The sequence below is a fragment of the Paenibacillus sp. Y951 genome, from assembly GCF_056786395.1.
In genome coordinates this window covers 1-25,456 of the sequence record NZ_JBXCIY010000027.1, presented here as the reverse complement: position 1 = coordinate 25,456, position 25,456 = coordinate 1, and the positions used below count along the sequence as shown (strand labels likewise).

Annotated in this window: 11 protein-coding genes; all 11 read right to left on the bottom strand. The window is 38.2% G+C overall.

The window, feature by feature from the left end; translation table 11 throughout:
• Nucleotide 1: 1 nt before the first annotated feature.
• Nucleotides 2-6,946, bottom strand: coding sequence for an HAD-IIIC family phosphatase (locus tag AC1TPB_RS23120; protein WP_482078645.1), 6,945 nt, complete (start codon nt 6,944-6,946; stop codon nt 2-4).
• Nucleotides 6,947-6,966: 20 nt separating this feature from the next.
• Complete coding sequence (gene fabD / locus AC1TPB_RS23115; RefSeq protein WP_482078644.1) at nt 6,967-8,256, bottom strand: ACP S-malonyltransferase; 1,290 nt, start codon at nt 8,254-8,256, stop codon at nt 6,967-6,969.
• A gap of 4 nt (nt 8,257-8,260) precedes the next feature.
• On the bottom strand, nt 8,261-14,026 hold the full coding sequence (locus AC1TPB_RS23110; protein ID WP_482078643.1) for an amino acid adenylation domain-containing protein: 5,766 nt from the start codon (nt 14,024-14,026) through the stop codon (nt 8,261-8,263).
• Nucleotides 14,027-14,065: 39 nt separating this feature from the next.
• Nucleotides 14,066-14,800 carry a thioesterase II family protein gene (locus tag AC1TPB_RS23105; RefSeq protein WP_482078642.1) on the bottom strand — a complete coding sequence of 245 codons (735 nt, stop codon included), beginning with the start codon at nt 14,798-14,800 and terminating at the stop codon, nt 14,066-14,068.
• A 40-nt stretch (nt 14,801-14,840) separates the two neighbouring features.
• Nucleotides 14,841-17,120: an MMPL family transporter gene (locus AC1TPB_RS23100; RefSeq protein WP_482078641.1), complete on the bottom strand. Its 2,280-nt coding sequence runs from the start codon at nt 17,118-17,120 to the stop codon at nt 14,841-14,843.
• Between the two features lie 473 nt (nt 17,121-17,593).
• A complete protein-coding gene (locus tag AC1TPB_RS23095; RefSeq protein ID WP_482078640.1) occupies nt 17,594-18,436 on the bottom strand; it encodes a helix-turn-helix transcriptional regulator in 843 nt (280 codons plus the stop codon).
• A gap of 214 nt (nt 18,437-18,650) precedes the next feature.
• On the bottom strand, nt 18,651-21,062 hold the full coding sequence (locus tag AC1TPB_RS23090) for an ABC transporter permease (protein WP_482078639.1): 2,412 nt from the start codon (nt 21,060-21,062) through the stop codon (nt 18,651-18,653).
• Entirely contained in the window at nt 21,055-21,789 is a 735-nt protein-coding gene (locus tag AC1TPB_RS23085) for an ABC transporter ATP-binding protein (RefSeq protein ID WP_482078638.1), read from the bottom strand. The genes AC1TPB_RS23090 and AC1TPB_RS23085 overlap by 8 nt, the downstream gene beginning before the upstream one ends.
• Nucleotides 21,790-21,811: 22 nt before the next feature.
• Nucleotides 21,812-22,489: an MBL fold metallo-hydrolase gene (locus AC1TPB_RS23080; protein WP_482078659.1), complete on the bottom strand. Its 678-nt coding sequence runs from the start codon at nt 22,487-22,489 to the stop codon at nt 21,812-21,814.
• Nucleotides 22,490-22,537: 48 nt separating this feature from the next.
• A complete protein-coding gene (locus AC1TPB_RS23075; RefSeq protein WP_482078637.1) occupies nt 22,538-24,160 on the bottom strand; it encodes a GMC family oxidoreductase in 1,623 nt (540 codons plus the stop codon).
• A 108-nt stretch (nt 24,161-24,268) separates the two neighbouring features.
• Nucleotides 24,269-25,456 (bottom strand): thioesterase domain-containing protein (locus AC1TPB_RS23070; protein WP_482078636.1); only part of this gene is annotated, 1,188 nt, incomplete at its 5' end.

Here is a 25,456-nt window from a genome sequence, read left to right as displayed (position 1 = left end):
TCTAGATAAACTTAACTTCTCTGGAGTAATCCAACATGTTTTTAATATGTGAATGATTAATCTCTACCCAATTAAAACCAAGCATCTCTAAAATGTAATTAGTTTTATCGCTACGCGTATGGAAGTTCGTGTCATTAAGATTACCCATAATCGCAGCATGCACAAGAATATTTAGAACATGCTCTTGCATTTCAGGATCCTTAAAGCTCTTAATAGCATTATTATTAAATTCAATAATGTCCAGAATAAGGATGTCAGGGCAACCGGCCTGCTGCATTAATTCACCCAAAGTTCTGCTACTAATACGATTAAAGTTATACACATGATAGGTCTCATTCACAAGGTTTTTCTTGTTAAATAAGAGAGTAATTGCATTGCTCACATAGTTTACAAAGGAGAAATCAAGTCCTTTGGTATCTAAAGCCGGAATCATGTTGATCTTAACAAATGACTTAATAATTGTATAAAAAGCATTATCTTCGATGTTTTTTTGGAATTTGCCAGTATTTGTATTATAAATGAGATTTCCTACTCTGTAAATATTGCAGTTTAGTCCACGTTTTCTCGCTTCGACGATCAGCTTTTCTGCTTCAAACTTACTTCGTGCATATACATTTTCATCACGTTGACCCACATCATGATCGTTTTCTGTGAATAAGAAGTTCTGAATACCGTCTATTTTACCATGAGCAACTAGTGGAGTAGAAATATGATGAAAATCGATCTCAGCACCACTGAATGCAAGTTCAAGCAAAGTGTTTGTTACTTTCACGTTGCCCTCGTATGAATCCTCATATTTACCATAATGACTCACATTAGCTGCAGAGTTAATTATACAATCAATCTGCAAAGCTAACTGCTCGTATTCAGATTTATCCAAACCGATTAATGGTTTGGATAAATCTCCAAGACAGATGTGAAGACGGTTCTTATATCGGTCATAGACACTCTCTTGAAAATAGAATTCCAATGTTTCTTTTATGCGTTTTTCTGCTTCTTTATGGGTTGTCGCTCGAACAATCAGGTAAATATTTGCAGACCCCTTCAGAAGAAGATCATAAAGCAGATGCGAGCCTAAGTATCCAGTTGCACCTGTCAGAAGAATGTTCTTATACGGTTTAATTTCTGTCACATTTATTTGATCATAATTGTCCATGAAATTAATGTATTCCGTAAGCTTGGCTTTTATATCTTCATCTTGCTCGACATCATAAGCAAGGGAAGTACTCGCGAGTGTCTCCATCTTCTTAAACTGGGACAGCATGTGATCTTGTTTCATAGGGATATTTTCTGCAAGTGCAGCAATCGTATCGTGATTAAAAATATCATTTAAGTGAGCATCAAAATCCATTGCCATCCTTGATATGACTTGAATTCCTTCTAGAGATGTACCCCCTAGATCAAAAAACTTTTCATAGATTCCTATTTTCTCAATTCCTAGTACCTCTTGCCAAATCAGCGCAATTTTCTCCTCTGCTTGATTCCTTGGAGCAAAATAACTTGATGGATTCAAATCAATTCGCTCATTATTCGGCTTAAGCAACTTAGTAATACTTTCACCCGTTGTATGCATCAATGGAGAATAATATTTTCGGTGAATCAATTGATCTTCGTTAACAACGTTAACACTCCACGTTCCTAGCTTAGTATCAGTCGTATGAATGGGAGACGTTGCTACCTGAAATCCACCTGAAACAAGGTCTTTATCGGCTATATACTCAGTAATTAGCGAAATATCATCTAGTGGAGCAGGTATTTCTTCATTCCAATATATATGGATAACATCAATAGCTGATGGAATATGGGCAACCTTCAATCGATATAGCTTATTGTCCACATTTTCTTTTATTAACTCCCAGCCATTACTTATAAGAAATGCCAAAAATGGCTCGTTTTTTTCTGTAGGATAATACTTCACTTCAAGTTCTTTAAGCTCTCGTTCTCTACAGTAATTGCCCAATCCGACAAGTATACTTTCCTCCACACTTCGCCCTAATACTCGGCAGCTTAATAGGAAGGCATCAATAACCAACTTGGAAGATTGTTCCTTTGCGAAAACAGTTCCTACAAGACCATAGTCACCGAAACGATCAGAAACCTCCACTTTCAAACCTATCGTCTGTTCCTGAATTAGAATATTGCTTACTTCTTCTTCAGTAAACCGTTTGGAGCTCATGTTAAACTGGTTCGTCCGCTGAGTTAGCTGAGCAATCCGTTTGATATGGGAGACATCAGCTTGTTTCAAAGATACCTTTAACTCAAGACCCTTCAAAAATTCTGTTAAAGATGAGACCTCATGTTGACTATCCTTTCTTAGCTTTTCGGAACGATACATCTCTGTTCGTTTACGATCTTCATCTGTAACACTTGTTTTATCAAAGGCCCACACATGCTTAAGATAAACTGGAATCTGCTCCTCTTGATCTGGTAAATGCAGTGTTAGAACCTCTGGACAATGCGTCATGACCTCGGAGCATTCAGCAAAATTATCATCAATAAAGATAAAACTATCTAAACCAAGATTCAGCTCCTCAGCCATTTTCCTTATGTTTACAGATTTTGCTTGCCAATTAATTTTCCAATGAATAATATGTTCCTTTTTAAGTAGCATGTCAGGATTGTTCTCGAATACATCCCAGACATCCTGTTCATTGTTTTTACTGCTTAGGACAAGCATCATTCCCTCATTAAGCCGCTCAATCATAAAACGCTGTAATGCCCGATATGATTCATTTATGTGTACGCCAATTGCACCATCCTCACCGCATATTCCTTTCCAAAGAGTGTTATCGCAGTCTAGTACAATTACCTTGAACTCTCGTCTCTTCGAGGTAGCCAAATGTCGGGAAATCAAAGTTCCCATTGCTGCATAAGCCTCATCAGTAAATGGAGCATGTCCTTCCTTATCTTTGACTGGATCGAATAGTTGCCCTATAGCATATTGTTCGCCAAGCTTGTAAAAGTCTATCATATAGACGTTGTTCATCTCATTAAGACGTTTTTTCCATTTTTCATTAAGTTCCTCGATGCATTCTTGGACACGTTTACTTAAAGATAAATGAATCGAAACAGGAAACACTCCAACATAATATGGGACTTGTTTTGGCTTACTTTCCAACATGGAGACCAAATCATGAAAGTTTCTTTTTAGCTTGTCACATTTACTTTGATCATCAGATGATTGATCATCGCGAATCCAATCCTCAAAGCGTACTAATAGAACATTTACACCATTATTGCTAGATAACAAACTGGATGGTTCTAGAAGCTCCATGAAGACCTGATTGTAAGGTGAAAATTGTAGGTTCAGCCCCAATTCAAACTCATTATTCCACCAAAGGATAGAATCCAAAAGCGGTTCCGAGGTGAATGTAGCAGTTACTACCAGATTCAACTCATTCGTTGTTGGGTATGCAAGCATTCGCTTTGCATTGAGGTCTTCTTTTTCAATTCCAGTCAGCACTCGGAGATCACTAATTTTCTCGTTCTCTGAAACTATCATCTCATCTAACAATTTATTGAAATGTTTAATAAAAGATTTCACCGTTTCTTGCTTGAACAAACCTGAATTATATTCTAAGAGACACAACATACCTTCACTTTTATCCGCAAAAATATCCATTTTTATGTCCAGCTTAGACGTCTGGGTTGTTAAAGAATGAACGGTATAAGAAATCCCATCTGCCGATTGAAGCTTATCAGAATTATACTCATTATGATAAATAAGTGTTGTATCAAACAACGGGTTACGGGAACGATCATACTTATAATCGCATATTTCAAGCATACTTGTATAAGGAAAATCCTGATTCTCGTAAGCTCCAAGTATTGCTTCATTGGAAGCACGAATAAATTCTATTACTGTACTTTCCGCATGAATTGAGTTACGAACAGGCAGAAGGTTAACGAAAGCGCCGATTATATTCTCTAGTTGATAATGAGATCTACCAGATACGATCGTACCGACAATGATATCTTCTTGCTGACTATATTCGTAAAGAAGTAGGCTATATACACTGAACATGAGTGAATTCATTGTCACATTCAGTTCTTTGGCAAATTGCATCAGCTTATCTGCTCTATCCTTTTCTATCTTAAATTCCGTAGTTAAGCCTTGAAAACCCCGCTCTTCCTTGCGTGGATAATCCTGAGGCATTGTTATTTTGGAGATATCTCCACTTAAAATTCCTCTCCAATATTCCTTCTGCTTTTCCATTCTGATTGTTGACAAATATTGAGGTTGCCATTCACTATAGTCCTTATAATCAATCCCTGGATCATCCAGCTGATGTCCTTCATACAAACTCCTGAATTGCTTAATAAGAATGTCACAAGAGATTCCGTCTGAGATAATATGATGCATATCCACAAACAACACATCTTTTCCATCCGAACGATGGAGCAATTGTATTCTGCATAAAGGTGCTTGACTTAAGTCAAATGGCTGAATTAATCCTTCTACAACTGAGTCTACTGAAATTGTTGAGATTAAATGCTCTTTAACCTCAAAATCTACCTCATTATGGATATATTGAACCAAATCACCTTCTGCGAAACCGAAAGATGTACGTAAAGCATCATGACGATTTACAAGTGTAGTGAAGGCCGCTTCCACCTTATGGGAATCCAACTTCCCTTCAAATACCAAATAAAACGGAATATTCAAAGATGTTCCAATACCATTATATTGAGCTTGAGCAAATACTTGTTTTTGAATAATCGATGTACGGTAGTAATCTTTCTTTTCCACAGGAACAATGCTCGCAACTGGTGACTGTTCCTTCAGCTCATTCAATGTTTGAGCAAGCTCATTAATTGTAGGACTTCTTAATAGACTTGTTACCTCTAATTTCATACCGAATGCTTCGCTAATCGCATTGACTATACGTGTCGCAATAATTGAATCACCTCCAAGCTCGTAGAAGTTATCATCAACTCCAACTTCTTCAAACCCTAGAGTATCTCCCCATATTTGTGCTATTTCCCACTCATACTTTGAATACTGATCGCTATTTCGTCCTAGTAAACGAATTTCCCCAGACTGTTTCTCAACTACTTCAAGCTCTCTATCAGCTTTCATTTTCTTAGGAATTCTTCCTACCTCATACCAACAACGCTTTTTCTCGAAAGTATAGGTTGGGACCGAAATTCTTCTAGCATTTGATTTCTTATAATAAGAGTTCCAATGAATGTTCGATCCATTAATATATTTCTTACAATAAGCAACGTAATCACGTTCTGCTTCGGGTATAGTAATCTCCTCTAATATGTAACTGCTCTCCCCATAGAACACTCCTTCTTGATAGGAGTGTTGCATACCGTAATGCTGAATACTTTCCAACTTCTCCATTAAATCTAGTTTGTTACATATGATTAGTGCTAAACGATGGGTATAATTTCCTCTGCCAGTATTGGCTGAGTAGCAAATATCCTCTATATGATTTGTTGGATAAAGCTCCAAAAACCTATGATATTCAACTACAAGTTGCATAAGAGATTCCTTGCTTTTGGCAGACAAAGTAAATATTTGCTCATCTTGAGGATTGTCATCTCTGTAACCTTCCGATATTTCGTTAGGTGCTTCCTCCAAAACTACATGACAATTGGTTCCACTTAACCCGAAGCTACTGACTCCGCATCTTCTTGGAAATCCTTCATACTCCCAATTCTTTCGCACGTTATTCACATAAACTGGAGTATTCTCGAATGGAATCTTTCGGTTAGGATACTGAATGTGCACGGTTGGAGGAATCTCTTTATGGTGTAATGCAAGTATCGCTTTTACTAGACCCGCAATACCTGAACAATTATCCAAATGTCCGATGTTGGATTTTAAAGATCCGATGGCACAGAATTGCTTTTTGTCTGTATATCGACTGAAAGCCCGTGCAATACCATCAACTTCAACAGGGTCTCCTAATGTAGTCCCCGTTCCATGAGCCTCAATATATGCAATCGTTTCCGGATTAACACCAGCGTTCTCCCAAGCAGAGGTAATAACCTCTGCTTGAGCAGCTGCATTTGGTGCTGTAATTCCAATAGAATTACCGTCTTGGTTAATAGCACTTCCTTTAATCACAGCGTATATTTTGTCACCATCCCTTACCGCATGGCTATAAGACTTCAGTAGTATAGCAACAACCCCTTCTCCTCTACCTGTTCCGTCTGAGCTGTCATCAAAAGATTTTGCACGTGCGTCTGAGGATTCAATCCCTAATTTATGCTCCCTCTCTAATGGATATAAATGAACTTTGACACTTCCTGAAATCGCTACATCGCATTCTCCATTTCGAATACTTTGACAAGCAAGATGGACGGCAACTAGGGAAGATGAGCATGCTGTATCTATCGTTATACTCGGACCCTTAAAATCCATTAAATAAGAAATTCGACTTGCTATTATGGAATTAAGGTTACCGGGCAACGCCATGGGTACCAATGACGGATCATTTTCGGCAATAAATCTTGAGTAATCATGTATGGTATCTGTGAATGGTGTTGCACCATAGCCTAAGTAGACACCTGTCTTCGTTCCCTTAAGCTTAGTTCCACCATATCCCGAGTCTTCCATTGCTTTCCATACCGTTTCTAGAAACAATCTTTGATTCGGATTCATAAGACTGGCTTCCTTTGGAGACAATTGAAAAAAATTGTAGTCAAATTTATCAACATCCTCTAGATAAGCGCCTTTCCCGAAATTAACCATTTCCTCCTCTAGACCAATAAATTTAAGGTGTTGGAGGGCATCTTTTTTTCTGTATTCCGGGAAATCATCGATGCAATCTGCACCATTACGTATGTTCTTCCAGAAAACATCTATATTATCAGCTTGTGGAAAACGAGCAGATATACCAATAATCGCTATTTCGTTACCTGACACCTCATCTACGGTATCTATATTTGAAGACATTATGTCATCAAGCACAAGATCGTTAATATTCATCATAAATCTTCCTCACTCCTTTGTTAGATGCTCTCTACAGGTTCTAGGTAATCAACCGATAGCATACTTGCTAAATCATACTCCACTTGAAATGCCTTGGTTTTTTCCAAAACACGAAGAAATAATTGTTCTCTCTCCTCCACTGGCAACTGCTTTGCTATAACAGAACTACGAAGTGTAGCAAAGGCTTCTCGAATTTGCTCCGCTGTAGGTTCTTTATCAAGCGCTTGAAGTTCTTGAAATGTTTCCTTGATTTTGCGGTAAGGAAGAATAAAGTCTTCGTGAAATGAAGTCAAATTAGTATTATAATTTTTTATTGTGATCATCGAGGTAATACATGCTTCTAGAAGAGTTCGCCTGCTGATTCCCTCATTAATTTCCTTCAACGTCTGAGACATCACTAGAATATCCTCTTTAGTATCAAGGTTATAACCTTGAATTAGTGGAGCTTGTTCTCTCATAATATTGTTGAGCACTTTTTTTGCTCCAAACTCAATGACATCGGTAACCCCTTGTGTTTTCATATATTGTATCGTTTCTTTCCATCGTACGGGTCGGAATAACTGTTTGTTAAGCTGTTCTACGAAACTATGTTCGCCTTCATAAGGTTGGGCAATCACATTAGAAATTACTGGGAAATTTGTTTTGCTGAATCCGCATTTTTTCAACTCGGTTTCCCACTCTTTTGTGGCTTGACGCATCAATGGACTATGAAATGAAGCACTTACTGAAAGGGGCACAATTGTTGCACCTCTTTTTTGTAGTTCTTTCATAACTTGTTCTACTTTATGACTATCACCCGAAATAACGTTTTGAGTGTCGGAGTTATAACAAGCAACTACAACTACTCCGCTTTCATCAGAAACTTTACGACATTCGTCATCGACAACTAGAGTATCTATGCCTTTAACAGCAACCATTCTTCCATTACCTTTCACAGAGGCCTCCGACATTATCAACCCTCGCTTGCGAACAAGTTTCAATCCTTCTTGAAATGATAGAGCACCGCTGCAGACAAGAGCAGTAAATTCTCCAAGACTGTGGCCTGCAGCAATAGCGGGCTTCAATCCAATTTCCTGTTGGTATACCGTAAATGCAGCAACGCCTGCTACAAGCAATGCAGGCTGTGCATTTTCAGTTTGCATCAATAACTCGGAATCACCTTGAAAAGACAACTTCTTTAAATCAAATCCCAAAATATCATTTGCTTCTTCATAGATTTCGGCAGCAGCAGAATATTGATCGCTTAAAGTCTGTCCCATGCCTACATACTGAGATCCTTGCCCCGGAAATAATAGTGCCATCTTGGTCATCTCGTTACCCCCTTATTTCATCGATATAACTACCGATAACAATTTCAGTCAGTTTCACATAACTATTCGCTATGACTTTCACTTTTTCTTTTTTCAATTTATTATTATATTCCACAATAAAATCCATTCTGGAGCCTTGTAATTGGAATATGAAGATAAGATCGAAAACCTTATTCCATTGCTTCTTGCTAAGAGCACTACTTGTTGTAGAAAATAGTGGTATGATTCCAATCTTAGCTCTATTTCTAATACCCAAAATGGCCTGATCCAGCGTATAGATATCCTCATGCTGTACATTGCTAGCAGTTACTTGAACCAAATCGATTAGTTGTTCAATGTTTCCAACATCTGATATATTAACAGTTATTGGCTTGAATGATTCCGTTTCTTGTTCATTATTAATCTGAACGGTTATGTCCTGCTGGTTTGTTAGTTTAGAGAGCAGCAATATAAATATCGAAAGTATCGTCTCAGAAATATCTACTTTGTGCTTTTGACTTAACTGTACAATCACTTCCGCTAAGGATTGCTCAAGTGAGAATTTGAAAATTGTATCCTTATCTTCAGCAGTTCCTTCACTCCAGTAGTCACCAGGTACATGTAGTTCATTAAGTTCAATAGCTTTTTGGGTACTATTCTCATCCGAACTTCCTATTAACCCAGCCAACTTACTGATGGTGGTATGTGTAAAAAGATCAGCCACCTTCACCTTCCCTTTGTACAAACTGTCGATTTTGGAATGAACTTTAATTAAGAGCAATGAGTTTCCACCAAGATCAAAAAAGTTATCATGTATTCCAATAGAACCTCGATCTAACACCTTCTCCCAAATATCAACAAGTTTACCTTCAAGTTTATTGGTTGCTTGTGCGAATGCACCTCTATCTGCTTCATGATTGTTAGGTTCTGGAAGGTTTTGTTTATCGATTTTTCCATTTAGAGTAAGTGGCATCTGATCCAATTGCACGTAAGATGAAGGAATCATATAGTCTGGTAGCTCTTTGCCCAACATTTCCTTCAATTGTGCAACCATTATAGATTCATCAGAAACATAATAAGCACAAAGGTACCGGTGACTCTCATTACTAGATTTCACAACTACTAATACTTCCTTAATAGAAGGATATCTCATAATTTGAGTCTCGATTTCACTCATTTCAATGCGAAATCCACGGATTTTCACTTGATTATCTATGCGATCAATAAATTCAATCGTTCCATCATGGAGCCATTTAGCCATATCCCCCGTGCGATACATCGTTGCTCCAGAAACAAATGGATGTGAAACAAACTTCTCTTTGGTTAGATCCGGACGGTTTAAGTAACCCCCTGCTAAGCCTTCCCCTGCAATGCATAATTCACCTGCAACTCCTATAGGCTGAAGCTTATTATCTTTACTTAGAATATATACTTCTGTATTGGAAATAGGCTTGCCAATAGGTACTGTCGTGGCCTCTTCAGGAATTACTGTGATCGGATAGTATGTTGCATATACTGTACTTTCTGCTGGTCCATACATATGAACCAAGCGACCTGGTCCTAGCACATTCCAAGCTTTTTGAACATGTGCCAAGGAGGCTCTCTCACCTCCAAATAAAACGGTTTTCACCTGATCCATACATTCAATTTGGACGTCAACTAACGTATTGAACAAAGCTGTCGTTGCTAGGAATACAGTAACCCCTTCTTCTTTTATGAGATTTGCCAAAGCCGGCATATCAAGCAATGTCATTTTATCGATGAGTACTAGTCGAGCTCCATTTAACAATGCACCAAAAATGTCAAAGGTAGATCCATCAAATGCATAATTAGACAGTTGAAGAAGTGTGTCCTGTGGTGTAATAGAAACGTAATTGGTGTAGGTTACTGTACGAATTATGTTATAATGGCAGATTAAATTCCCTTTTGGCTTTCCAGTAGAGCCTGAGGTATACATAACATGAGCGAGGTCTTTCGATTGATTAACTGGCTCCAATGGGGCCTTATCTTCGTGTTCTATCCGTGTGTCCCACTCATCTAAATCAATGACAAGAAGATTATCCTTATACAGCACAGATTCAAATTTTTTGTCCAATTGGGAATTTGTCAAAACCCAGGAGGTGGAAGAATCTTCAAGTATGCCATCCACCCTACCCTCAGGATATTCTGGATCTATCGGTAGGTATGCCCCTCCCGCCTTCAATACACCCCATATTCCAATTACCAATTCAGGTGATCTTTCAATAAGAAGAGCAATAATGCTATTGGGCTTAACACCTTCTCTTCTCAGCAGTCTAGCTAACTGATTGGATTTTTGATCAAGTTCTTGATAAGTAAGTTCAATGTCTCTCCACTTTAAGGCGACATGATTAGGAATCTTCTTCACTTGTTCAGAGAATAGCTCCTGCAAGGTTTGATGCTTAGGATACTGGGTAGCTTTAGGATTAAACTCGAATAAAAGCTGTTCCCTTTCCTTTTCTTCAATAAGCTCCAAGTCAAGCAATAATACTTCTTGATTTTGAACAATTTGCTTCATTAGTCTCATAAAGTGGTCGGACATACGCTGTATCGTTTCTTTTTTGAAAAGCTTTGTACAATACTCGAAAACAATCTCAAGTTCGCCTTTAACTTCTGTTACCTCAACCGTAAGATCAAACTTCGATGTTCCGTTGGTAAAGTTAGTGCTTTGAATGTTAAGCCCTTCAAGATCAAAAGTTGATTGCTCCATATTTTGCAGAACAAACATCGTATCAAAAAGAGGATTGCGGCTAGCATCTCTTGAAATGTTTAATTTATTTACCAAAGTTTCATATTGATAGCTTTGGTTATCAAACACATCAAGAACATTTTCTTTAACTTTGCTTAGTAACTTAGAAAAGCTATCCGTTTCTTCAATCCGACTTCTAATCGCCATGGTATTGACGAATAGACCGATAATTTTTTCCATGTCACTGTGCAATCTGCCTGCAATAGGTGACCCGACGACAAAATCTTTCTGACCGCTGAATTTCCATAGCAGAATATAATAAGTGCTTAACAAAGTCATATACAATGTGGCACCATTACGGGATCCCACTTTCTTCAAACTTTGTACTAGCTCACTGTTAACTCTAATTTGTACCTGATCTCCTTCTTGGCTTTTATGACCAGGTCGAGAATAATCAGTAGGGAGCTGAAGGGCAGGTATTTCATCTTCAAAAGTACTGAGCCAATAAGCTTCCTCTTTCACTAAACGACCGTTTTCTTCAAGCTTCTTTTGCCATACAGCATAATTTTTATACTGCATCTCAAGCGTATGAAGCTCCTTCCGATTATAAAAATCCGTCAATTCTTTAATAAAAATACTTTGTGATGTTCCATCCACAATAATATGGTGGGTGTCAAGCATCAGTATATGATGGTCAGAAGTCAACTTCGAGATACACCCTCGTATTAATGGAGCCTTATGAAGATCAAAAGGTTTTGCGAAGTTGGTAATCCAATTTTCCACGTCGGTTTCTGCTAGTTCAATAACTTCTAGGTGAACATTTAATTCCTCGGAAATGACCTGCACTGGCTCCCCATCTACTACGTCAAAAGAGGTTCGAAGAGATTCATGACGATTTATTATATAGTTAATAGCCTGCCTTAATCGGTCAAGCTCAAGAGTCCCTTTCATTTCTAAGAAAAAGGTTTGATTGTAGCTAACATCTTCTAGTGCCATCTGTTGAAGCACATACAAGCGCTTCTGTGCAGACGAAGTTGGATAGTAAGGCAAATTGGGAGAGACTCGTTCAAATTGATCTTCTCTACTCCCTTCTTTTTCTATATCTCCAACCACTTTCATGCTACGCTGATCTGCGATTAAGCTTCCAATGCCTCGAATCGTTGAATGTTCAAATAGATGTCGAATTGAAAAGTCCATTTCAAATTCCTTCTCTATTTTTACGAGCAATTGCTGGGCCTGTAGCGAATCCCCTCCAAGCTCGAAGTAATCGGCATCTATACTAATCTCTTCTATACCGAAAAGCTCCGACCACATAAGTGCAAGCTTTTCCTCGATAATGTTCATTGGTGGAATATGAGTCTTCTCCTGCCTCTGTTGTTCTAACAGTTGATCCAACTGGTTCCTTAGCTCATCATATTCTCCTAACCGATAACCTTCTGCTAACTTATATCGTTGAAATTTCCCACTCGTCGTTTTCGGTATTTTTTTGACGGGAGTAATTGTGGCAACCTCTAATCCCATTTGTTTACTGATATGATTTTTTAATTTGTGATACATAGAAATGAATCCATCTAATTTATTCTTATATATTACAAATAAATGTATATCATCGTATTGGTACTTTTCATTGTATACACCACATGCTGCTATGTAGCCTAACTCGATTTCCTTCAGTTCTTCAGCCACCCTCTCAATGTCATGAGGATAAATGTTTTGTCCATTCACAAAAATAATATCTTTAGCGCGACCCGTAATGATAAGCCGTCCCTCTGACATTAAGCCTAAATCACCTGTATTAAGCCAACCATCTCGGATTAGATTGGATGTTGCCTCTACATTGTTGTAATACCCCGTTGTTACATTACCACCTTTAATCTGGATATAACCAACCTTTAGATTCTCCAATGGATGATCGTTATCATCACAAATTCTTATTTGAAGTCCTTCTAGGGGATACCCAACATCAACAAACGCTATATAATCTGGACCAGCACCAAGGGATAAACAAACCGTATTTCCTACAATTAGCGTAGAGCGTTGAATATAAATCGTTCTAAAGTGCTCACCCAAAGGAGGAAATGTAACAGCCAATGACGCCTCTGCCATTCCATATACCGGAAACATAGTGTTTCGCTTCAAATTAAAGGGCTCAAGTTGAGTTATGAACATATCAGCAATTTCAGGAGAAATAGGCTCCGCTCCATTTAATATTAACCTTACATGAGATAAATCCCATGCAGCTACAACCTCCGGTTTAAAGTGCATTAAGAAATACTTATAACCAAAGTTAGGTGAAGAGGTAATCGTTACGTTATGCTGATATACCTTTTTCATCCACAAAGTGGGTCTTCGTATAAATAATGATGTAGGCATTATATATTGGTTGGAGTTTGATACACAGGGAGTTAAGTGCATACCGATTATTCCCATATCGTGAGTCAGAGGCATCCAGCTTAAGTATGCGTCTGATTGAGATACTTGCGCAGATAACAACATTTGATAAATATTGGTAAGCAAGTTGTAATGAGTAAGCACTACCCCCTTGGGATCCCCCGTCGAGCCCGATGAGTATTGGATTAAGGCAATATCATGCGGCTGTGGATCATGACAAACCCCTAACTCTTCATATAGGTTCATACATTCTGATGATATTAGAGTGCGACTATGCATCTCGCTCATATATGTAATCTCATGCTTTTCAGCGAAATTCATGAGATCCTCTAGCGACTTTTCATCAGATATCATGTATGGATTAATTAAGCTATTCCAAATAAGAAACAACTTCCGTTTATGTTCTTCATTATTCCCTATAGTTACCGGTACTGGAATAATTCCTCCTAATTGACATGCCCAAAACACTTTAAGAAAAAAAGGATTATCATCGATTTGGAAAATTAGCTCATCACCAGCTTTTAACCCTTTCTTCTGTAGCTGTCCTAATATCCCAAGGGCCTGATTATATAGTTCATGATATGACAGGCTCGATTCTTCTTTATCCCCGTCTATAAAACAAATACCAGCATTGCCATTTCTGCTATTATGCTTCAGCACCTCATTTAATGTTACGAACCGTTGCGCTTTCATTATTACTAATTCCCACTTTCAATATAATAGTTAATACGATTAACCATACATATGTAATTGGTTCATATGAGAAAAAGAACACTTTTGACGAATCAACTCTATGATCTTCGTTTCTTGCTGTTTCATAAAAAAATGTCCCCCCTCAAATAAAATAATTTCATGTTCTTTTTCTGTTAATTGCTCCCATGCCTTTACACCTTCTAAAGAAATTAAATCCTCTATACCAATTAGAGAAGAAATATTCGAATCAATACGTACTTTCCTCTCATTGCTCCACTGATAAGTCTCTATCGCTTCAAAATCTGCACGTAATATAGGCAGACAAAAATTAATTAATTCCTGATTTTCAATTACTTCTCTCGGTGTTCCATTCAATTTAATAATTTCATTCTTAAATAGTTGATCGGACAGTAGGTGCTTGGACTCTGTTTTTTTATGCGTACAAGGCGCCTCAAAAGATGCAGTGAACAAATGAATAGGTTCCCCTAAACCCTCAGTGAGCATTTTCTGACATAGCTCGTAACCAATTAAACTCCCCATACTGTATCCGAAAATCGCATAGGATTGTGCCATCCATTTATGCTTTATTTGATAAAATGCATCTTCAACTAAATCTTCTACACGGTGTAACAGAGGTTCTTTAAGTCTCGATCCTCTCCCTGGCATTTCTATCGGAAGCACATCTATATTCGGTCCTAGTAGAGACTTCCATCGAAAATACATGGATGCTGAGCCACCCGCAAAGGGTAGGCACAGCAAAGTAACTTTCTCCATTATGATCACATCCATCTTTCTAATTTAAGAATTTGATATATTAATGAAGACTCGATTTACTGCTTCTCTCAGAATTCTTTTTTCTACCAAATTTAGGAAACCACCAATTCCAACTACCTAATAGCTTTAACGTTGATGGAACAAGCACCATCCGGACGATTGTCGCATCTAACAAAATACCAACAGCTAATCCTACTCCCAGTACCTGAATAGGTAAGATACCAGAGAAGGCAAATCCTGCAAATACTGACATCATTAAGATGGCTGCCCCCGTAATAAGCGGTCCAGTTTCCTGTAGAGCAACTGATACACTATGCTCGTTATCATTCGTCAACTCATATTCTTCTTGGACTCTGCTGATGAGGAACACTTCATAATCCGTGCTTAATCCGAACAATAGTGCAAGTAATAATACTGGCACAAAACTTACAATATTTCCGATGGTTTCTACACCTAATAATTCTGCACCATATCCTTTCACAAAAATAAGTACCAATACTCCGTAAGTAGCTCCAACTGAAATCAAATTAAGGAGAATTGCTTTTAGCGGAAGTAATATACTCTTAAAAGTAAATAGTAGAATTATATAGATAAGCACAAGCATCATTACGATCGTTGGTATAAGACTTCTAGAGATCTCATCATTGTTATCGAGGCTCGCTGCTGTCTCACCGCCTATAGATGCTTTCATTTCAATTGGCATTTCCAAAGTTGGAATCCATACATCTCTCAAGTTTCGAATCAATTCTCGCGTCTCTTCATCAGCAGCTGTTTTCCTAGCATAAAACTCTATCACCAATGATTGATTGTCTTTGCTTATATAGCGGTTAATTGTGCTAACTGCTGATTCGGACAATTGATCACTAGCAAGTATCGATGGAATTTTTTTTTCTGGTGTACCCTCAAACATAGTTGTTACGGAATCAACACTCGTAATTTCTTCTCGTAGTTTTAGTTCACCCACCCATTTTGACAGCATTTCTAAGTTTTCTTCAGTTACAATGTTTCCATCTGACTCTATAACTAAGTAGTTTGGACTTAAACGTCCTTCTCCAAAAGATTCTTGCAATATTTCAAACCCTTTACGAACGTTGGAGTCACCAGGAAGGATCGTCACATCGGGTGAAAATAACTTTAATTGCAATGTTGGTATAGCCAAAACTACTAATAATAAAAGACCTATTGAAAGAAAAATCCCTGGACGTCGCATCACCATCTTCGACCATTTCACCCAACCTTCAGATGGTGCATTATCTCTTCGATTTAGCCTTTTGAAAGTACCTAAGTTAATTTTCCGACCTAATACTAGTAATATACTTGGTAGTAAAGTTAACGTTGCTACCATAGCAACGAATACAACAGTGATGGCCCCAATCGCCAAAGCCTTAATAGCGGGAATATTTACCAAGAATAGTACTGACATCGATGCAATTACCGTTATACCTGAAAAAAGAACCGTATGACCAGCTGTACGCATCGTATGACCCATAGCAGTTTTTATATCTTCTGTTTTTCCAAGTTCGATTCGGAATCGGTTCACCATGAAGAGGGAATAATCAATCCCAACCCCTAAGCCTAACATCACGGTTGCATTGGAGACGAAAACAGAAATTTCTGTATATGATGCAATAATTCCAATTACATTCGTCGCTCCGATTACTGATACTACCGTAATAATAAAAGGGATCAAAGTAGCCATCAAACTTCTGAATAAGAGAAAGAGGATGATAAAAATTAGTGGGAGAACAATAAGTTCTGCCTTTAATAGTCCCGATTTACTATATTCAGATATGTCACCCAATACTGGTGCAGTACCAACAAGATAAGTCATCACATCTAGATTTTTAGTATGTTCAATGAATTCCTTTTGCATTTTCGGTAATATTTTGACCGCTTCTTCTTCTGATATATTTAAGCTGACAAGAGATATAGAAGTATATCCATCCTGACCAATAAACCTCGCCCTTTCTTGAGCAGGAATATCTAATATACTCGTTACAGTTTCAATTGATTCATTGCTTTTTAGTTCTTGAATCACATTCTGTAATTTTTCCATATATTCAGCAGACTCGACTGGATACAAACTGTCTTTCATCACAAGAAGAATGGAAGGATTAGAGCGCTCTGGGAACTGCTCCCTGAATAATTCCATTACCTGCGCTGAATCAGATCCAGGAACATCACCGCCACCGCCGGACAACTTATCTTCAAGATCACCCCGCAGTATTCCACCTACAAATAGACACACTATCCAAATAATAATAACTATCAATCGTTTACGACTCAAAAAATCACCTAATCCAGACAACAAATGTTTCAATTAAACTCCCCCTTAAATATTTCGATACATTAATAAACACAATAAAAAAAGAGACATATGATTCCCCTACAAAAAGTGACAGTAATAATCACTTCTAACGAGGATAAAATCACAATGTCTCATAACACAATGTTAACCGATCATCACCACAACTAACTCTAGGAAGTAATCACCGTATTAGTAACTAACAACTCCACGAGAGTAACTAAAAATGGAAACAATCGATTCATACAACTGTTGATGCATCTAGGAACGTAACTTCCATTTTTTTATACAAACTACTTGGCAAGAGTCGCAATATACTAATAACTAAGTAGATATAAAATCAACTAGGTGCTTGAGACAATATACAAAATTTTGAAAGTATGATAACGAATAATTATATGTTAATTTTTACATTTATTACTTAACATTACATATATTAAACAATACCATTTCTTTTCCAACTAGTATATGTCCCATACAGGATACATTTATTTGATAAAGCCCATAAACTTATGAATAAATTTCCCCTTATCACTTACTCCAGTCTTCTTGTAAATTTTCTTAATCACGTTACGAATCGTCCCCTCTGCTAAGCCTAATTCACTAGCAATACGCAACGCGCTGTGATTCATTATCCAGTAATACCCAATTTCCTTCTCTCGGGGAGAAAGCTTATTTTTCTGAAATTGCAGAAAGATATGATCCTTACTAATTTCAGGGCATGTACTATTTAAAGAACTCTGAATATTACATAGAGCAATATCAAAAATAGAAGCAGCTAGTAAGTGATTCTCTTCCTCTGTAAGTGACATATTAAGATAACCTATTATCATCCCTTTAGAATAAATCGGACTGCAAAAACAACAACATTTGGAAAACATATCCATGTCATGTTCTGCGCCTCTCAAAAATACCTTCTCCTCTAATTCCATAGCAAGCGTAATCGCATTTACTCCTGTGTAGGACATATTAAATACTGTTCCAACCCCAATATTGCATGTATGATCAACAATTTTAGTAACTTCATTGTTCCCGATTGCTGCTAACACTACTCCTTCAGTTGATGTTACTAGGAATAAAATAGATTCAATCATCGATTTCATTAGGATTGAAATCTTCTCTTCGACGATTTCAATTAGCAAACCATGATTTTGTTGAATACCTGCGATTGTGTTGTTATCGATTCGCAGATGTAATCTAGTTAAAGAAGTATCCAGATTTGATTTCGTAATAATGTCTCTCCACTTTTTTTTCCTGTCCTCATCTATATTTTTAGTAATTGTCCAATATTGTGCAATATCTACTCTTTTATAAACTAATGCATCTTGCATGAAGAACCTCCACTTTTATATCTCTACTATAAATATTGAATGATCACAGTTTAATGAATAGCATATCATCGCTTTCTACATTTTACCATAAATGGTATTTTAATTAAATATTAACATTCCTCGTGACATATTATGCACATATACATAAATCAAGCGAACTCTCATCATTTAGATAGTTAAAATTAGCCCATCATATCTTCATTTTGAACATTAACTACATAGCCTTCAAGCTCTCACTAATGGTTTGCTTAGAAGCACGCTTGGCAGGAATATAACTAGCTATCGCAGAGCCGATGAATACGATAAACAACCATGCGATGATAGCCAGTGGTGATAATGCCAAGGAAAGTGGACTTCTGAAAGCCATGGTACCAACCATATGACCTATTAGATAGGAAAGTGGCAATGATAAGATAATAGCGAATAACCAACTTAATAATCCAATAAATACACCTTCACTTACTACATTCCTTATTATCGTGCGGGGCGTGGCTCCTATTGTTTTCATAATACCGAATTCACGGGTCCGCTCAATTACACTTGTACTTATCGATGAAGCTAATCCAAGTGTACCTACTAATGCCATTAATAATGCAAGTAAAACCAGTGAGTAAATTAAAATTTTCATATGTCCTTCAACTGCTGTACGAAGAAGAGTATCTGTAATCGCTGCAGCAATACTTATATCTGTCTCGTTCAGATTCATTTCTATTCGTTTAACTGTTTCTTTCAGCATTCCTGGATTGGTAGTATCGGTTGCTATTCGCATTGAACGTGCCAACCCTGTCTCACCTACGATCTGATCGAAGGCCGACTTTGTTACATAGGCAGATGCAGGTGATCCTAGTTCTTTCACAATACCGACTATTGTCCATTGGTGAGGTTCTCCGTGCACAGATAGATTTACTTTATCACCTATTTTTAACTTTGGAACTAATGCAGCTGCCATATGGTTTAATACAATTGAATTGCTATCGGATGATTGTAACCATCGGCCTGACTTCAAAGGAAAATCCATCATTTGGCTTCCTTCGGGTACTCCTCGTAATGAGAAACTTCCATGTCTTCCATCAGGATAGGTATGATTAATCTCGAACGCTTCCGATTGAACAACTGCCGTCTCAACATAGCCCCAACCCTCTACTTTATTCACACCAGTCACGCTAGCAATCATTTCTGTTAGTTCTCCGTAAGGCTCATTATTATTAAATAGAAACTCTATCTCGAAATTTCGGTGTTCAAATGCTGCACTCAAATCTTTCTCCCAAGCATCAGAAACATTCAGACCAGTCATAAACATAGAACCGCCAGCCGCAAGCAAAACTAGATTTAATACAAGTCTTTTCCTACGACGAAATGCATTCCGTATACCAAGCATTAATGTTCGGTCCAGCCCTCGCAAACTACTCAGCTTTTTCTCAATCCAGCTTTCTCCGAAATTATTACTGCTTACACCATAATCGTCGATAGCCTCCCGAACCGTCTTTTTACTACCGTCTAGAATAGGCCTTAACGTTATTAACATTGGAACCATCAAACCCACCGTTATTTGTAAAACCATTGCCCACCAAGGGATAGTGGAATTATAAACAGAAAAATTCAATAACTCAGAAATTATTTCGGATAAAAGCCGACCCGCTAGAATACTAAGGGGAAGTGAGATGACAACAGCTAAGACACTTACAATCCCTATCATATATAAATATAATCGAGATATTTGCCAGGTACTTGCTCCAATTGCTTTCATAACTCCGATTTGTCGAACTTGTTGTGCCATCATGCCAGCTACCATGGCTGCTACTAAAATAGCACTTAGTACGAGTGATAGTACACTAAAAGAAATAAATAATAACAAAATTGCTGATAGTTGATTTTGATGAGGATGCTTTCCCGGTGGAGGAACTTCAATTCCTTCAACATTGTAACCTTGCTGCTCCAGCTTATTAGCAAGATTCACAGCTGCCTCAGTAATTAGAGTTTTCTCCCCACCGTGATCACTGACCATGATGCGCAGTTCATCAAATTCAATTTGTTCACCAAGACTTCTCAGTGTTTCAATTGTAATATACCCGTAGCCTGTCTGTTCCTGCCAGGCGGGCGCTAAGCTTGGATCATGTACAATGCCCGAGACAGGAATCTCGAACATTAAGCCACTTGGTAGCTTAAGTTGAACACTATCTCCAATTGCAAGTGGTACGACTCTCGGAGTTGTACGCTCAATCAGCAAGCTATTCACTAATTGAGACCCCTGTCCTTCCTCTTTAATGAAACGATTCATCTTAATCGCAGAAAAATCCTCTACTACAAACAACAAGAAAGGCAACCATTCATTTGACCCCATTTGCGCACGTGCAAGAATCGACACACGTGCCTCCGCATCAGAGATATTCTGTTGCTCAAGTGCCGTCTCTACCATCATTTGATCTACATCATGAACTTTCACAGTAGCCGAAGCAGGATTCGTATTCAAATAGTTCTGACTCAGTTCACGTGTTAAGACTGAGTATCCATTAATAATGGTACCAAAGGCGAAAAGGCTTACAGTTATTGCTAATAGCATTAATGTGCTTCGCCCCTTGGTCATCCATAAGTCGTTATAGATCTTTTTCCAACTTGGTCTAAGCATACCTGTCCTCCTGAAGCCTACCGTCTGCCAACGTAATCGTTCGATGAACAAATCGCGAGACATCTCTTTCATGCGTTACCATTAGAACTGTCTTATTCTCTGCAACTAAGCTTGCGAAAAGTTCAAGCACCTGATCAGATGTAGCTGAATCTAGATTGCCTGTAGGTTCATCTGCAACTAAAATTGGTGGATTATTTGCTAATGCACGAGCTATAGCCGCCCTTTGCTGCTGCCCCCCTGACAGAGCTGAAGGTAATTTATCTGCTTGATCCGCTATACCAACTTTTTCAAGTAATGTAATTGTTCTCTCGTACCGTTCCTTAACCGGATAAGTATTACAAAAGTCCATTGGCAACATTACATTCTCAGCCACTGTAAGGGTAGGGAGAAGTTGGAAGAATTGAAAAATGACTCCTATGTTTGTACCTCTCCATACGGCTAATTGTTTTTCATCTAAAGTATGAATAGGTTTCCCTCCAACAAAAATCTCACCCTTTGTAGGAGAATCAATTCCTGTAATCATATTCATTAACGTTGATTTACCACTACCCGACTTACCAACTACCGCAATGAACTCCCCAGCCATTACATCCAGAGTAACATCCTGAAGCGCATAAAATACACCACTTGGTGAAATGAATTGCTTGTCTAGGTGCCTAATCTTTAATAATTGTCCGACTCTCTCTTCATTTTGACGAAATTCTACCAAATTCTTATGATTTCGCACAGCCTATCTCCCCTTTATCTGCTTAATAGAACGGAATATCTTTTTTTTGATTCTTTCTCATTCGAAAATTAATAAATTCAATTTTCCTATGAATTGCAAGATAAAGGTTTACCTTAACAACCTCATCAACAATAGTTCCTGGTGGCTTTCCAAAGGAATGTCCAGGAAATATTCGTGTCGAGGGAGAAACAACAAATTTTAATCTATTCAAGCTATCGAACAGTTGGGCTGCCGAGGAACCCTCACTTTCACAAAGACCGCATCCCTCAACAAACAAAGTATCTCCTGTAAATAAACTATCTGTTAATAGATAACACATACTGCCTGCAGTATGACCAGGAGTTAGTAAACAAGTAACAACAGTTTCACCGAACTTAATTAGATCGCCATCTTGCACAGGGTATAGATTTTCAGAATAATAATTATAGTAATTAATTTCATTTTCGGACATATATACTTTGGGATTGTATAAATTAACTAGTGGATTAACAAGATTGACATGGTCCTGATGAGAGTGGGTAAGTAATATTCCCGTTAACTTTGCACCAAATTTGTTGAGTGTTTCATTGATCTTGTGCAACTCCCAAGACGGATCAACAATAAATGCTTCTTTTGAAGTAGAGTCTATAATAATATAACAGTAATTGATAAATTCATTAGATTCTGTTCTCAAATTTATAACATTGTAACTATACTCCATCCCTATAACAGTTGGCATGAGCCGTCCCGTCTCCTTTCAACTATGCTTTCAAAACTGGAATCCTTCGTAAGTTTCAACTTTTTGTAATTGAGCTCCAATTTTCTCTCCGATCATCATACAGGTCAAATTAGTTGGGGCACTTGGAATTGTGGGCATGATGGAGGCGTCCGCCACCCAAAGATTATCTACTCCAAACACTTGCCCTCGTGGACTGACAACAGCCCCCTCATCTGGAGAAATCCCCATTTTTGCTGTGCCGACTGGGTGCCATCCTGGACGAACAAAAGTAGCAATAGCATAATCTAATGCTACATCTGATTGAATCACTCCGCTTGTCCAAGCAAGGACTCGCTCAATTTTCGAACGAAGTTCTGGGTATTGCATAAGTTCCCATGCCAAACGAACTCCTTCTCGTAGCTTCAAGGCATCCTCTTTCTCACCAAGACAGTTGGATACTACATGGAGAGGTGCTTGCGGATTAGCAGAAGTCAGACGAACATATCCTCTTGATTTAGGCTTCATTAGGCATGCTGACAATGCAAAAGCAATGGGGGAACCAAGGGCTGTGTTTATCATCGGGAACATCGTTGAGTTGATTCCACTAAGCATATAAAGCTGCATACCGTTTTTCTCTTCAGATAAACCCATAAGATTATGCTTAAGCAAAACTTGATGAGTGGGCTCCCCAGCCTCACTCACTCCCTGCTTAGGTACTCCCCAAATACCAACGGCATGGTGATCGATTAAATTAGAACCTACACCGTGAAGAGATACTTTCCCTTTAATTCCTAATACCTCCAACATTGATGGATTGCCTATTCCTGACCTCATAAGTATAGCGGGGGTATGCAATGCCCCGGAACATAGAATTACTCTACGGCCATAATAGGTTACTGTTCGACCATCTATTACCCCCTCTACCCCCTCAATGGAATGATCATTCTTCCAAATTAACCGATTAACTATAATACCAGTAATGAGAGTAAAATTCGGACGATTACGAGCAGTAGAGAGATGTGTGAGTGCTGCAGACATCCTAACCTTATTGGCGACATTTTTAGGGATCATACCTATCCCAGTAGCGTCTGGATGATTATGATCAGTTATTTCGCCTATTCCATGTACTAATGCAGCCTCTAGAAAACTTTTTTGAAGTTGGACTAGTTCTGATTTGTCCGGTCGAATAATGGGGATTGGTCCATTTTTACCGTGATACTCAATTTCACCGAACGGGTCATCCTCCATTGCACAAAATAGTTTTAATACTTCTGTCCAAGACCATTCACCATTGCATTCAGCTGCCCATTCTTCGTAATCAGAAGGCATACCCCTTAAAGCAATCGCACCATTTATTGCAGATGAACCACCGACTACTTTACCTGATGCGTAGTCAAAAGTAGCTTTCTCTCGGGTTTTACCATTCATATTTGTGTAATCTTTTATTTTCGCTAGAATATCCCAATTATATCCACTCAAAACAGGACCTACAGGATTTTTAAGTAATTCAGGCATTGACTCTACTTGAGGAAAATCGGACCCCGATTCGAGCAAGAGCACTTTTCTTGAGCTGTCTTCAGATAACCGACTTGCAATTACCGAACCAGATGAACCAGCTCCGATGATAATATCATCATAAATATCAAATAGGGTATCCTTCTGCAACTTTCCCACCTATTGCAACCTCCCATAATTAAAAAAGCATGGTAAAAAACTTCGCAGTATCATTACCATGCTTTTTATTCTATTTCGTTAGCTTATGTCCAATGAATTGGGTTATGATTATTTGTTTGTATACGCTAGATTGTATTGTGTGAGCCAGCTTTCAATTTGAGCTGCTATTTCCTTCATGTTTAAACTCGCCATTAAAGTATAATGATTGCCAGGCATATATATAGTATCTACTCTCCCTGAAGTAATTTGTTTCCATCCCCAATCTGTATCGTCTGTACAAGGATGATCAGCAAACTCACTTACAATCATTTCACTTGCGCGAATAATAAATAAATCAATATCAGATTTATGTGCTGAATAGTTCCTTGTTCCCCTTACAATCCCTGAGAATACTTCATAAATAGAGTTTAACTGTTCAATGTTAGTACCCAATGTATGTCTAGTCCATTCTACGACCTGTTTCAATTTTTGTTTATCCGTTGTTTCTTTCCTAATATTTTTCAAAATAGTATTCATTGATTGTTCCAAATTCATATCTTCAATAAACCAGTCGAAGAGAATGGCTTCATCAATTGGTTCATGAACTAGCGGAGCTGGACTATCTATAATAATAATTCCTTCTAGCATTCGTCCTTGCTCACGCAACTGTACCGCCATCTCATAGGCTATTATTCCACCGGAAGACCATCCGCCTAGTAAAATCGCCCCTTCAGGCTGATGCTCAACTAACTCCTTCACATAAATCTTCGCTAGCTCATTAATCGAATCCAATGGCACTGCTTTTCCATCCACACCAGGTGCTTGGAAGGCATACACTGGACGTGATATTAGTCCTCCCAGTTCCCCATAGCACATGACATTACCACCTGCTGGATGTACTAGGTATAACGGGCTCCCTTTTCCCTCGGTATTCATCTCTACAAGCGCTCGAAACGCTGCAGCATGCTCCCATTCCCGTAGTCGCTCCGCCATTCTCGCCACTGTACGATCTTGCCACACATCCCCGATCGATAGATTGATTCCAAACTGCTCTGAGATTAATCCAACTAATCGTACCGCTTCAAACGACTGCCCACCCAGCTGGAAGAAATCATCATTCACTATAATTTTCTCTTGTTCCAGAACTTTTTTCCATAGATTCAAAAGCTGTTGCTCAACTGGGTCCTTGGGGGCTCTGTCAGACTTTTCTGCCATTTCTACCATCTCTTTACGCTCAACCACTCTTGGTAAAGCCTTGCGATCCACCTTACCATTTACACTGAGCGGGATGCTTTCCAACACATGAAAAAGTCTTGG